At 60.3% G+C, this 12698-nt stretch carries 10 protein-coding genes and 1 tRNA gene; 4 read left to right on the top strand and 7 right to left on the bottom strand.

Translation table 11 applies throughout. The annotated features are described in order from the left end of the window. Positions 1–13: 13 nt before the first annotated feature. The 3 genes from badI (at position 14) to aliA (ending at position 3681) form a co-directional block, all read left to right on the top strand. On the top strand, positions 14–796 hold the full coding sequence (gene badI, locus AB7A72_RS03760) for a 2-ketocyclohexanecarboxyl-CoA hydrolase (protein ID WP_369459045.1): 783 nt from the start codon (positions 14–16) through the stop codon (positions 794–796). A 24-nt stretch (positions 797–820) separates the two neighbouring features. Continuing rightward, positions 821–1972, top strand: coding sequence for a cyclohexanecarboxyl-CoA dehydrogenase (aliB, locus tag AB7A72_RS03755; RefSeq protein ID WP_369459044.1), 1152 nt, complete (start codon positions 821–823; stop codon positions 1970–1972). A gap of 62 nt (positions 1973–2034) precedes the next feature. Beyond that, positions 2035–3681 carry a cyclohexanecarboxylate-CoA ligase gene (gene aliA / locus AB7A72_RS03750; RefSeq protein ID WP_369459043.1) on the top strand — a complete coding sequence of 549 codons (1647 nt, stop codon included), beginning with the start codon at positions 2035–2037 and terminating at the stop codon, positions 3679–3681. Here aliA and AB7A72_RS03745 read toward each other — a convergent pair. The 3 genes from AB7A72_RS03745 to AB7A72_RS03735 all read right to left on the bottom strand — a co-directional run bounded on the left by AB7A72_RS03745 (position 3678) and on the right by AB7A72_RS03735 (position 8364). After that, entirely contained in the window at positions 3678–4175 is a 498-nt protein-coding gene (locus tag AB7A72_RS03745) for a DUF421 domain-containing protein (RefSeq protein WP_230772382.1), read from the bottom strand. The two genes, aliA and AB7A72_RS03745, sit on opposite strands and share 4 nt — an antisense overlap. Positions 4176–4428: 253 nt before the next feature. Next, complete coding sequence (locus AB7A72_RS03740) at positions 4429–5688, bottom strand: glutamate carboxypeptidase (protein WP_369459042.1); 1260 nt, start codon at positions 5686–5688, stop codon at positions 4429–4431. Between the two features lie 519 nt (positions 5689–6207). Then, complete coding sequence (locus tag AB7A72_RS03735) at positions 6208–8364, bottom strand: DUF3300 domain-containing protein (protein WP_369459041.1); 2157 nt, start codon at positions 8362–8364, stop codon at positions 6208–6210. A 272-nt stretch (positions 8365–8636) separates the two neighbouring features. Between AB7A72_RS03735 and AB7A72_RS03730 the strand changes: the two genes are divergently transcribed. Continuing rightward, positions 8637–8721 (top strand) — tRNA-Ser (locus tag AB7A72_RS03730). A gap of 230 nt (positions 8722–8951) precedes the next feature. Here the strand turns inward: AB7A72_RS03730 and AB7A72_RS03725 are convergent. The 4 genes from AB7A72_RS03725 to AB7A72_RS03710 all read right to left on the bottom strand — a co-directional run bounded on the left by AB7A72_RS03725 (position 8952) and on the right by AB7A72_RS03710 (position 12580). After that, a complete protein-coding gene (locus tag AB7A72_RS03725; protein WP_369459040.1) occupies positions 8952–9728 on the bottom strand; it encodes a hypothetical protein in 777 nt (258 codons plus the stop codon). 23 nt (positions 9729–9751) lie between these two features. Next, entirely contained in the window at positions 9752–10378 is a 627-nt protein-coding gene (locus tag AB7A72_RS03720) for a hypothetical protein (protein WP_369459039.1), read from the bottom strand. Positions 10379–10747: 369 nt separating this feature from the next. Beyond that, on the bottom strand, positions 10748–11266 hold the full coding sequence (locus AB7A72_RS03715; protein ID WP_369459038.1) for a hypothetical protein: 519 nt from the start codon (positions 11264–11266) through the stop codon (positions 10748–10750). Between the two features lie 18 nt (positions 11267–11284). Beyond that, on the bottom strand, positions 11285–12580 hold the full coding sequence (locus AB7A72_RS03710; RefSeq protein ID WP_369459037.1) for a tyrosine-type recombinase/integrase: 1296 nt from the start codon (positions 12578–12580) through the stop codon (positions 11285–11287). Positions 12581–12698 lie beyond the last annotated feature (118 nt).

The following is a 12698-nucleotide window of genomic DNA, read 5'->3' as shown; positions in this document are numbered from 1 at the left end:
CAAGGAGACTGACATGGAATTCGAAGACATCCTCTACGAAGTGCGCAACCACGTGGCCTGGATCACCATCAACCGGCCCGAGAAGATGAATGCCTTTCGCGGCACCACCTGCGACGAGCTGATCCGCGCACTGAACAAGGCCGGCTACGACCGGAGTGTGGGCTGCATCGTACTGGCCGGCGCGGGCGACAAGGCATTTTGCACCGGTGGCGACCAGTCGGCACACGACGGCAACTACGATGGCCGTGGCACCATTGGCCTGCCGATGGAAGAGCTGCACGACGCCATCCGCAATGTGCCCAAGCCGGTGATTGCCCGCGTGCAGGGCTATGCGATTGGCGGCGGCAATGTGCTGTGCACCATCTGCGATCTGACGATCTGCTCCGACAAGGCCATCTTTGGCCAGGTAGGGCCCAAGATGGGCTCGGTCGACCCCGGCTATGGCACGGCGTTCCTGGCGCGCGTGGTGGGCGAGAAAAAGGCGCGCGAGATCTGGTACCTGAACAAGCGTTATTCCGGCGAAGAGGCCGTTGCGATAGGCCTGGCCAATCTCTGCGTGGCACCAGAGCAGCTCGATGCCACGGTGCAGGAATGGGCCGAGACCATCTGCGAGCGCAGCCCCACCGCGATTGCCATTGCCAAGCGCAGCTTCAACATGGACACCGCGCACCAGGCGGGCATCGCCGGCATGGGCATGTACGCGCTCAAGCTGTATTACGACACCGACGAGTCGCGCGAAGGCGTGGCTGCGCTCAAGGAAAAGCGCAAGCCCGATTTTCGCAAACACGCCAAGTAACGCAGCCTGCCGCAAGAGGTGTCCATGAACCCGTACCTGAACGATGACTTGATGACCCTGGCCGCATCGGTGCGCCGGTTTGCTGACGCGCGCGTGGCGCCGGGCTTTCTGGAGCGCGACCGGACCCGTGTGCTGGACCGCAGCCTGATGCGCGAGATGGGCGCGATGGGCCTGATTGCCCCCGAGCTGCCCGAGCCACTGGGCGGGCAGGGCCTGGGTTGCCTGGCTGCCGGCGTGGTGCATGAGGAGCTGGCGCGTGCCGACCTGAGCATGTCCTATGTACCGCTGCTGGCATCGCTCAATGCGCAGATTCTGGCGGCCCATGGCCAACCGGCTGTGGCGCGGCCCTGGTTGCAGAAAATGGTGGCGGGCGAGGCACTGTGCGCCATAGCGCTGACCGAGCCCCGCGGCGGCTCCGACGCCGCCAGCCTGCGCCTGCGCATCGAGCGCGATGCAGAAGGCTACGTGCTCAACGGTGAGAAAACCTCCATCTCCGCCGCAGACCAGTGCGATATCGCCGTGGTGTTTGGCCGTACCGGCACGGTGGAATCGGGCGCGCATGGTGTAACGGCCGTGCTGGTGCCGATGGACTTGCCCGGCATCACACGCAGCCGTTTCGACTGCCATGGCCAGCGTGCCATTGGCCGGGGCTCGCTGTTCTTCGACAACGTGCGCGTGCCGCTCTCGCATCGCCTCGGTGACGAGAACCAGGGCTTTGTGCAGGTGATGCAGGGCTTTGACTATTCGCGCGCGCTGATTGGCTTGCAGGTGCTGGCCGTGGCACGCGCGGCGCTCGACGATGCCTGGCAGTACGTTACCCAGCGCCAGGCCTTTGGCAAGCCTTTGTCGGCCTTTCAGGGCGTGTCGCACCCGCTGGCGGATTTTGATACGCAGGTCAGCGCCGCACGCCTTTTGTGCCTGCAGGCGCTGTGGCTCAAGGACCAGGGCAAGCCCCACAGTGCCGAGGCGGCGATGTGCAAATGGTGGGCGCCCAAGCTCGCCTATGACTGCATCCACCAGTGCCTCTTGATGTTTGGCCATGGCGGCTACGACCGGGGCGTGATGGAGCAACGCCTGCGCGATGTGCTGGGCTTTCAGATCGGCGACGGTACGGCCCAGATCATGAAAACCATCATTGCCCGCGACCGGGCCGGCAGGCAGGCGGTGCCCGCATAGCCATCGTGATGGGCTCCCAAGCGCAGCCACAAGCGCGGAGCCCCAACCCACAGGAGACAAGCATGGAATTTGATGCCGTATTGCTGGCGCCGCGCCGCGCGCAGATGCGCAGCCAGGGCTGGTGGCGCGACACCACCATCAACGAGGCGCTGGACCAGGCGGCGCAGCAGTGGCCTGACCGCTTGGCGCTGGTGGCGCAGCGCGCAGGCGAAGGTGCTGCGCAGTCCTTCAACTACGCGCAGCTGGCGCGCATGGCCGACCGCGTGGCCATCGGTTTGTGGCGGCTCGGTGTGCGTCCTGCCGATGTGGTGGCCTGCCAGTTGCCCAATGTCTGGCAGTTCACGGTGCTGTACCTGGCATGCGCACGCATTGGCGCAGTGCTCAATCCCTTGATGCCGATCTTTCGGGAGCGTGAGCTGCTGTTCATGCTCGGCCATGGGGAGGCCAAGCTCATCGTGGTGCTCAAGGACTTTCGCAGTGTGGACTACGAGGCGATGCTCAAGGGCATTCAGCCCCAATTGCCCCAGCTTCAGCACGTGGTCGCCAGCGGGGGTGCCGGTGCAGACAGCTTTGAGGCGCTGCTCGCCGAGCCCGCATGGGAGCGCGATGCCGACGCCGCGCAGATCCTGGGGTGCCACCGGACCCCGCCCGATGCCATCACCCAGCTCATCTACACCAGCGGCACCACGGGCGAGCCCAAGGGGGTGATGCACTCTTCCAACACCTTGATGGCCAACATCCATGCGTATGCCGAGCGCCTGGCCCTGGGCCGCGACGAGGTGGTGCTGATGGCCTCGCCGATGGCGCACCAGACCGGCTTCATGTACGGGCTGATGATGCCGGTGATGCTGGGCGCGGCGGCGGTGTTGCTGGATGTGTGGAACGCCGCCACGGCCGCGCAGCTGATCCGGCAGTGGCGCTGTACCTTCACGATGGCATCGACGCCATTTCTGGCAGATCTGTCGCGTGAGGTGGCGACCAGCGGGGCCGTGCCCAGCCTGCGCACCTTTCTGTGCGCTGGCGCGCCCATCCCCGGGCCCTTGGTGGAGCAGGCGCAGACGGCGTTGGGCGCGCAGATCATCTCGGCATGGGGCATGTCGGAGAACGGCGCTGTGACCACGACTTTGCCTGGCGATGGCGCGCAGCGCGCAGTCGAGACCGATGGCCTTCCGTTGCCCGGTGCCGAGGTCCAGGTGGTGGATGACCTGGGTCAGGAGTGCCCACGCGGCGAGATCGGTCAGTTGTGGGTGCGTGCCCCTTCCAACTTTGGCGGCTATCTGAAACGCCCCCACCTCAATGCCACCACGCAGGACGGTTGGTTTGACACCGGGGACCAGGCCCGCATGGATGCGCAGGGCTATATCCGCATCACCGGCCGCAGCAAGGATGTGATCATCCGCGGCGGTGAGAACATTCCGGTGGTTGAGGTGGAGTCCCTGCTCTACAAGCACCCGGCGGTGGCGCAGGCAGCGGTGGTGGCCTATGCGGACGAGCGCCTGGGCGAGCGGGCCTGCGCAGTGATCGTGCTCAAGCCCGGCGCCGCCGAGCCGGTGCTGGCCGATCTGACCGGCTTCTTGCGGGCGCAGAAGCTGGCGCCCCATTACCTGCCCGAGCGTCTGGTGGTGCTGCCAGAAATGCCGGCTACGCCGTCAGGCAAGATCCAGAAGTTCAAGCTGCGCGAGCAGCTCAAGGCCTGCCTTCATAGCTAGACCGCGTCCGATGCGCCCGAGGAGCTGTCGCGGTTGCGCAGCACGATGGTGATCTGGCCGTTGGTCTCTATCGTGGCCTGTTCCACCTCGTAGGTGTGCAGGCAGCCTGCTCCGCGCAGCGCGGCCTTCAGGTCGTCGCCGGTGATGAGTTCCGCATCCATCACTTTCTGGTTGACCTGTCCGTTGGAGATCAGCCGCTTGGGAATGCCATCTACCCAGCGCGACACCCGCCGGCTGCGGTAGCTCAGCTGCGCCATGATGGAGTGGCAAGCAATCAAGGTCGTAGCCGATATCAGTCCGCCGATCAGCGAGTTGTCGCCCGCGTTCATCGAGTTCTGTACCGCGTTCGACAGGATCAGCAGCAAGATCAGATCGAAGGGGTCGTACTGTCCGATCTGGCGCCGGCCCGTCAGCCGCAAAAACACCAGCAAGAACGCGTAGACGACAAAGCCGCGAACGACAAACTCCCACCACGGAACACTCATAGAGAACATGGCATCACTCCTCGCAAACGGGGGGGCGGGCGGCGCCTGCACACATGCCGGATGTGCCCGCTGACTGGGCAATGATAGTCCGCAGCGGCCGCCCGGCGCGCTGTGGCCGCGTACGCTGGCAGGCTCGCACGTCGTCGTCTTTTGCCGCTAGTTGCGCTGGCGCAGCGGGCCGGTGCTTGCACGCGGCAAGCCCATGGATAAAAAAGGCGCCAGTGTGTGCTGGCGCCCGGAAGGGGGGAGGGGGCTGGGCCGCTTACATGCCCTGGCCCAGATCGGAGATCAGCTGCGCCGACAGGTACAGGCGCCGGGCGATGGGCTCGGTCAGCACGTATTCGGCCAGGTTGGAGTGGTAGTTGGCGCCGGGCAGGCCCAGGCCTTCGATGACCGGCTTGCCCGACAGCGCGGCGTAGGCCGCATCGGATCCACCGCCCCCGCGCGTGGTGTACATCTGCGATTTGCCACCCACATCGGCATAGATGGTGATGGCCTTCTGGATCAGCTTGACGCCCTCATCGGTGGCGTTGAAGGCGGGGCGGCCACGGGTCAGGTTGATGTCGATGGTGGCGCCGTGCACATGGGGCACCGATGCGGCCTTGTCCAGCATGCCCTTCATCAGATCCAGATCTTCATTCTTGCCATAGCGCACATCGGCGTTGACCACCGCCTTGTCCGGGATGATGTTGGTGGCGGTGCCGCCGGCGTTCATCGTGGTCCAGTTGAAGCCGCGTTCCTTGGCTTTGTCCTGGATGTCCTGCGTGCGCAGCACCAGCGCCGAGGCCTCGGTCAGCGCATTGATGCCCGCCTCTGGCGCCACGCCCGCATGCGATGCCTTGCCGTGCACCACGGCCTGCACATAGGCAATGCCCGAGGTGGCTGTGCCAAAGCCTTCTTCCAGGCCCGAGGGCTCGTAGGACAGCACATAGTCATGGGACGCGGCCAGCTGCTGGATCAGATCGCGCGAGCCGAAGGAGCCCTTTTCCTCATCGGTGTTGAACATCACCGTGATGGTCTTGAACTTGCTGAAGTTCTGCGCCTTGAGCAAGCCCAGGCTGTGCAGAATCACCGCGATGCCGCCCTTGGCATCGGCAATGCCTGCGCCATAGGCCTTGTCGCCCTCTACCTTGAATGGCGCCGAGGCCAGAATGCCTCGGGTGTAGACGGTATCCATGTGCGCCATCAGCAGCAGGCTCTTGGTGCCGCTGCCCTGGAAGGTGCCGACAATGTTGTCGCCCACGACACCGGCCTCGGCCTTGTGGCGCACCACGGTGGCGCCCAGCGCCTGCAGGCGGGCTTCCAGGTAGTTGCCCATCTGCGGAATGCCGATGGCGTCATTGGTGCCTGTCTCGATGTTGACCAGCTCCTGCAGCGTCTGCAGCACTGCCGCTTTCTCGGCCTGCGAAGCCTGGTCGAGCACGGCGTTGTAACGCAGCGAAGAGGCGCTGCTGTCGGAGCAGCCCGATACGGTCAAGGAAAGGGCCGCAGCAGCGGCAATGGCCAGCAAGGTTTTTTTCATAGTAGTCATTGGATGAGAGGGGATCCCTGAAAGCGTCACGGGATTGTCATGCGACGGATGCAAGCATAAGAACCGCACCCCGCCAAGGCGGTCACGGCTGAGACAAGCGCTGCGGCCTTTGCCCGCCCTGTCTCGCACCGGTCCATCCGGGGCCGCGCCAGCACTGTTACCGCACTGACCGCGGTGCTGCAGCGATGGCAACCCATGGTCCTGCGGCACCAAGGCCCGGCGACAGGTTCACGCGTCTGCTGCTTTGATCGCGTAGCCGTCCTGGAGTGGGGACAACTTCCTTCACCTGAGTTGTAAGCAGAAGGCCCGAGTCGGGCAACGAAGGCGCGCCTCGCCCTCGTTTGCATCGTCATGCCCCTGAGGGATCACACCGTGATTCGATGGGCGCCTGTCTCGTCGGCTTCTCGTTCGGGTGCGCGCAGCAGATGGCGCCCAGTAGGGTAATCAAGCCCTGCGGTACCGCCCGCTCAGGTCCGCCCTCGCTGCTGCGCCAGACGAGGCTACGCGGACTCACTGGCGGTCGCGGCGTTCGCCATGTTGGCCTTCACGCGGTTGCCGGTGGGCGTCTGACTGCTGCTGCATCTGCGGCTGGCGCATTTGCTCTGCTTGGGCATGCTGTTGCGCCATTTGCTGTTGGTGCCTCTGTTCTTGCTGTGCGCGCTGCTGGGCCATCTGTTGTTGGCGTGCTTGCTCCTGCTGGGCATGCTGCTGCGCCATCTGCTGTTGGTGCACCTGGTCTTGCTGGGCGCGCTGTTGGGCCATCTGTTGCTGGCGTGTTTGCTCTTGTTGCGCGCGCTGCTGTGCGATCTGCTGCTGGTGCGCCTGGTCTTGCTGGGCGCGCTGTTGCGCCATCTGCTGCTGGCGTGCTTGCTCTTGTTGCGCGTGCTGCTGTGCGATCTGCTGCTGGTGCGCCTGGTCTTGCTGTGCGCGCTGTTGCGCCATCTGCTGCTGGCGTGCTTGCTCCTGCTGGGCATGCTGCTGTGCCATCTGCTGTTGGTGCATCTGGTCTTGCTGTGCGCGCTGTTGCGCCATCTGCTGCTGGCGTGCTTGCTCCTGTTGCGCATGCTGCTGTGCCATCTGCTGTTGGTGCATCGGGTCTTGCTGTGCGCGCTGTAGCGCCATCTGCTGCTGGCGTGCTTGCTCCTGTTGCGCATGCTGCTGCGCCATCTGCTGTTGGTGCATCGGGTCTTGCTGCGCGCGCTGCTGTGCCATCTGTTGCTGGCGTGTTTGCGCTTGCTGTGCTTGCATGGGTTGGCCGTGTGCGGGCGGTTGGGCGATGGTCAACCCGCCTGGCCGTTGATGGGCTGCTGCCGGGGCCCTCTGGACATGGGGGTCTGGAAGCGGCTGCATGGGTGCCACGGCGCTGGGGCGTACCATAGGCTGCATGCCCGCGCTGCTCGGCGTCTTGGGCGTGTCACCCGCCTGGCGCTGGCTGAATGCGTAGGCGCCTGCTGCTGCCGCTGCCGTCGCTGCGCCGGCAGCCAAGGCAGGTCCGTGGCCGCCGGGGAACACGCCCGTGGTCATCGCGGGTCTGGCTGACTCGGCCGCTGGCGCATTGTTGGCGACATGCACATGGGTGGTGTTGTGGATATTTTCCACAACGGTGCGGGAGTTGGAGATGTAGGTTTGGTTGTTGTAGACAACGGCTGGCCGTGCCAACGGTGGGGGTGGTCGGTTACCTCGGACCCAGTTGCCAGGCTGACCAGGCTCGCCCCAATGGACGTGCCATGCATTCCAGCCCCAGGGGCGGCTGATGACCTCGGTCACGGCAACGCCGACGCCAAAGCCCATGAGCCCGCTGACCGCTGGCGTCGCGAAACCTCCCACTACGACGGGTGGTGGGGGAGGCGGAGCCACGGCATAGCTGTAGCCACTGTAGACCGGCATCGATGTGCCGTAGACCACGCTGGGGTTGTACTGCGGGACGTAGACGGTAGAGGGCTCAGCAGGGGCGATTTCGATGAATTGCTGTGGTGGCTCGATGACCGGCGCACTCACCAGCACTTCAGGCGCTGCATCGCTGGGGGTATAGCTTTTGGGGGGCGCGGCGTCGGTCACCAGCTTGACCTTCAGATGGCTGGAGTCCTTGAGTGAGCCTGCCTTGTAGGCGCGGCCACGCATCACCTGGATGGCGTTCATCACATCGGCCGGATCGTTGTAATAGGCCTTGCCGAGCGCGGTCGTCCAGGGCAGGTTCGATGCCATTTGCCCCAGTACGTTAGGAAAAAGCGTGAGCGATTTGATCGATGGATCCCAAGGCTGGGTATGGGCTGCGTTGCTCAGCGCACCCGCCTTGAGGCCGGGGTTCTGTGCCAGCCAGGCTTCCGCCGCGCTGACCTGATCGGGATAGGTGGAGCCTGCCAGGATTTGCGCGACCAGCTTGTCCGGGTACAGCGCGATGGGGGCCACCATCTGGTAGAGGATGTCTGCCGATGGCGGCGTGTAGGCAGCTTGCACCTCGGCGGGCTGCGCGGCCGGCGCTGGGTTGGCAGCGGCGTTCTCGGCAGAGGCACTAGCAGCCTTGTGGGCATCGCCATCATCGTTGCATCCCGCCAAGGCCAGTGCTGCGGCCAGCGCCACCAGCCCCGTCCGGAAGCCTGCGGCCAGCAAACGCGGCGGCAACACGGGTGAATGAACGGGGTCGAGACGGTCAACGGCATGGAACATGATGCTCTCCTGAAGGGCGGCGGTGGTTCCTAGGGGCCCTGTGCATACCAGTCGCTGCACAGCCCACCGCATGTCTGCACAACGCAATGGTGCGGGCGCCGTTGACGGCCGGGCGTCCGCCAGGCGCTTTTTCAGCCAAGCCATGCCTTCCTTTAAGTTTGGCCTCAGTTTCGGTGACGCAATGGCGATCACCCCACCATCAATTTTTCAGAAATCTGCGATTCTTCCCGAGACCCTCAAATTGCCTGCTATAATTTCAGCTTCGGCGCTGCGGAGAGGTGGCAGAGTGGTCGAATGTACCTGACTCGAAATCAGGCGTACGTGCAAACGTACCGAGGGTTCGAATCCCTCCCTCCTAGTTAAGAATTTATGAAATACGGGCCCATGGGGCCCGTTTTGCATTTCTACCTTCCAGCTTACCCACTGTTGTGCTGGCCACATACCCACGCATTAGCGGTATGTGCTGGCATAGCCTTCGCGATATTCGCTCTTAATATCGCAGCGCTTTCGCGCTGTCCTCGGCTACCTTCAAGGCTATCTTTTGCATCCTTCGTGGCATGCGGCGGCTCTACATTCCTCGGAGTGTATTATGCCCACCCAGCCTTTGCGACACCATTCATTATTGATACGTTTACAACTCTGACTGCATCGGAATACTGGCGTAGACGTGGACGCGTGATCTTGATAGCTTTATTATCACTTTCGACTAGGTGAGGCGCTCTTTCTATGTCACGAGGACCTAGTCTGCCATACCTGTGTAGAAGGACATTCCGAACCATAGAGGCTTCGTTCAGGCTTGCTGCTGATTCAGTTGGTATTTCGATTTCCACTCCAAGCCACAAGAAAATCTTTTTGAGCCTGGCTGCAATATCCCATCCGCGATCAGACTCTGGCATATCATTTTTGGCTTTCTGATCAAGTTTTTGTGCAACCTCTAAGCATATTTGATCGCACCATGGCCATGGTAGTTCTGCATACTGTGTTGATTTAAATTTGGCTGCAGCAGCAATTGCTGCCTTCTGTATGGATCCTAATGCGGCAGCAATTATATTTTCAATGCCTGACTCATGAGCTGACCATAAACTAAAAAATGCCAAAACATTTACACGATGATAATCTTCTGATTTTATTTCTTTGAGTTTTTTAATATTGTCTTCCATTTGGCTAGATGGGTGTTTGCTATTTCGCTTTCCCGCATTATTTTTTCTTTTAGTTAGGATTGAGTCTTCGGCGATATCTATGTAATCGATTAAATAGCTCGCAATAAACTGATCGCCAATTAGTCTGGAGCCTGTTTGTTGAATTGCATACATCACCCTATTTTCTCTGGGTGTTCCGAGTTCTGGGTCATTTATTTCTGGCATTAATGTATCTCTCTTTTATTAAATTATATGTCTAGTTCAATGGGTGGCTCGGAGGCAATTTGGCGTTCGTAGGCACTCCTTTTTTTCTTGAGGCTATTTGCAACTTGTTTTAGCTGATTTGTTCTATTCCAATCACTAGGGGGTAGTGCCGCTACTTCACGAAGTTGCTTTGAGATTTCTGATACTTCTATACCTAAATTGCAATATTCTTCTCTTCGTGTAAAGAAGTATTCGGTATTTTCTGGGAAATCATTGCTATATTCAATTATATTGTTGAGTAGGTTCTTTATTCTTTCGCGTCTATCAGGGATTTGAAGAATTTTATACATGAGGTTAGGTGGAAGTGTTTTCCAATCAACATTGAAATCTAAAGGCTGTATCTCAGGTTCGGATACAGTTGGAACATATTCATCCTCATGATCTCCCGCAGGTACGCCATGCTCTGTCCCATCATCGTGTGCTACAGCAAGGCAATCATTAGCAAATCTATCTAATTTAGAAACGACAATAATCGCTAGAAATGCTATTTCCTTTTTGCGTTTGTTGCGGGCTATCAGCCATTCTTTTATCGTTAGGAAAGAATTTCCTAGTAAAACCCCTGTTATACCTGCAGTTGCAGATATGATTGCTGAAATATTTCCTGTGTCCATAACTCTGTTCTAACTTCAAGTTTTCTTGCGGCTATTTCTTAATAGTATCTTACTTAAAGGGGCTATGTGCGCAGCTGTGACAAACATGCCTTACGTGCATCCTGCTCTTTGATCGCGTAGCAGTTACTACGCGTCCCCTTGACCTCTGCCATGCACTGGTTACGCTTGTCGCCATCCTTGATGTGATGGCAGTACCCGTAGTCCCTCTTGACCACCGCTAGGCAGTATGCCCGTTTGTCCCCATCTTTGATCGCGTAGCAATCTGAGGATGCAGCCATGACCTCCCCCATGGCCAATATAGCGGCGGCACACGCGAGGGCCAGGAGGGTACCTCTCGCTATATTTTGGATAGTCATGCCCATACCCCTGTCAATAGTCCCGCAGCAGGTGTCCGCTTGGCATCTGTTTGAGCATTGCTCCGTATAGCGTAATAGTCCGGTCATCAGCCCACAGGTGGAAGGCCCTGTATTTGCGCGCTTCAGCCAGTTCACCCGCGCTCCATTCGAACTTACCCATAGGCTTATCCTCTTTGATGGGATTGCCGTACTGGTCTTTTACCCCTGCGCTAGACATGACGAACTCCATGCGCACCGATTGCAGCTGAGGCTTTTGCTGAGCGAGGTCATACACGTCGTGCAGTGTCCGCTGTGCAATAGCTCTGGCTCCATTGGACGTGGTCAATACCTGGCGCGTCACCACCTCCGTATCTGAGGATACGAGCGTTCCATCCGTAGGCATTCTTTTCTCGCCTAGCAAGATGGCTGCGCAGAGCATGATGACCATGTACCACAGTACGATGATCTTAGCTTTTCCGATCCATCCTGCGCTCCAGGTTCGTGTATGCCATGCCTTGAACCTTGCGAGCTTGCTGAGTGATTGTTGGTCCATGATGTAACTCCTAATTGGTTAATTGGATTGGTTGATTTTTGGGTTTGAGTTGTCAGTCGCGGCGGCAGTTTTTATTGCCGCAGGTTGCCCGCGGGTATGACCGTCGGTCATGGCGTAGCTGCCCCAGTCCTGCATGAGTGCGTGGCGCTTTTCCAGCATGTCTCCGCGTCGATATGCGGCTTCCACCTTGCTCGCGACGGTGTGTGCGAGGGCCATCTCCGCGACCTCGTTGGCGTACTGCGTTTTCTCGGCGCACCAGTCGCGGAACGTAGAGCGGAATCCATGCGGCACGGCGTCCACATTCAGGCGGCGGAGGACTGCAGTTAGCGTCATGTTCGATAGCGGCGCTCCCGTCTCTGGATCGGCACTTGCCCGGTAGCCCGGGAACACATAGAGGCACGATGCAGGTACCACCTCACGTTGGTTCTTGAGGATCTCAATTGCTGCATCCGACAGGGGTACGCGGTGCTCCTTATGGGCTTTCATCCGCTCCGCTGGGATGGTCCATACGCGGTTGGCTATATCGATCTCATCCCACCTTGCTCCCCGCACTTCGCCCGACCGGGTTGCCGTCAAGATCAGGAACTGCAGCGCCAGCGCCCCATTGCCTTCCTGGCTTCGCAACTGCACCATGAACGCCGGTAGATCGGCATAGGGCATGGCACGGTGATGCACGGTCTTGGTGACCTTTGCTGGTGCCGGTAGTAGCTTGTCCAGGAGTCCCTTCCAGCGCGCCGGGTTGGCATCCTTGCGATAGCCCCGGGCCACTGCCCAGTCCAGTACCGATTCGATCCGTCCCCGCACTCGATTGGCTGTTTCCGTCTTAGTGGCCCACATGGGCTCGATCACCCGCAGCACCATCTCTACGTCGACCGCTGCCACTGGCACCTTGCCCAGTACGGGATTGGCGTAGGTAGCGAGGGATGAACGCCACTGCGCCACATGTTTGACGTTCTTCCAGCCTTTCTCATGCGCGTCGATGTACTTGGTAGCGGCGTCTGCGAACGTGATGGCTCGCTGCATCTCCTGGGCCAGTAGGGTACGCAGACGCTGTGCGTCGGCTACTGGATCGATACCGCGTGCCAGTTTGAGGCGAGCTTCGCGTGCCAGGTCCCTAGCCTGGGCGAGGGGGACCGAGGGATAGGACCCCAGACCCAGGTCCCGGCGGCGGCCACCCACCTGGTAGCGCAGCAGCCAACTACGCGATCCGTACATGGTGACGTTCAGCACCAGGCCGCGCACGCCTCCGACGTGTGTTGACCCCCTTCGCCAGATGTTGGCCACCTGCTGGGCTCCTAGTTCCTTAGCGGCCATAGGTACTACCTCCGGATAGGGTGTTTGCAATCTCAATGGGCATGTCCTTTTTGTCCTTCTCGTGTGCTGTGATGGGTAGATGGACAAAATTTTCAGCAGCGTTGGCAGAGGTCGGAAG

It is taken from the genome of Comamonas sediminis (assembly GCF_041107495.1).
Classification (GTDB): domain Bacteria; phylum Pseudomonadota; class Gammaproteobacteria; order Burkholderiales; family Burkholderiaceae_C; genus Comamonas; species Comamonas sediminis.
Note: the sequence above shows the minus strand (reverse complement) of the source record. Positions and strands in the feature narration are given on the sequence as shown.

Coding starts and splice junctions, on each gene's coding strand:
- badI (WP_369459045.1), top strand. CDS start 14: ATGGAATTCGAAGACATCCTCTACGAAGTGCGCAACCACGTGGCCTGG.
- aliB (WP_369459044.1), top strand. CDS start 821: ATGAACCCGTACCTGAACGATGACTTGATGACCCTGGCCGCATCGGTG.
- aliA (WP_369459043.1), top strand. CDS start 2,035: ATGGAATTTGATGCCGTATTGCTGGCGCCGCGCCGCGCGCAGATGCGC.
- AB7A72_RS03745 (WP_230772382.1), bottom strand. CDS start 4,175: ATGTTCTCTATGAGTGTTCCGTGGTGGGAGTTTGTCGTTCGCGGCTTT.
- AB7A72_RS03740 (WP_369459042.1), bottom strand. CDS start 5,688: ATGAAAAAAACCTTGCTGGCCATTGCCGCTGCTGCGGCCCTTTCCTTG.
- AB7A72_RS03735 (WP_369459041.1), bottom strand. CDS start 8,364: ATGTTCCATGCCGTTGACCGTCTCGACCCCGTTCATTCACCCGTGTTG.
- AB7A72_RS03725 (WP_369459040.1), bottom strand. CDS start 9,728: ATGCCAGAAATAAATGACCCAGAACTCGGAACACCCAGAGAAAATAGG.
- AB7A72_RS03720 (WP_369459039.1), bottom strand. CDS start 10,378: ATGGACACAGGAAATATTTCAGCAATCATATCTGCAACTGCAGGTATA.
- AB7A72_RS03715 (WP_369459038.1), bottom strand. CDS start 11,266: ATGGACCAACAATCACTCAGCAAGCTCGCAAGGTTCAAGGCATGGCAT.
- AB7A72_RS03710 (WP_369459037.1), bottom strand. CDS start 12,580: ATGGCCGCTAAGGAACTAGGAGCCCAGCAGGTGGCCAACATCTGGCGA.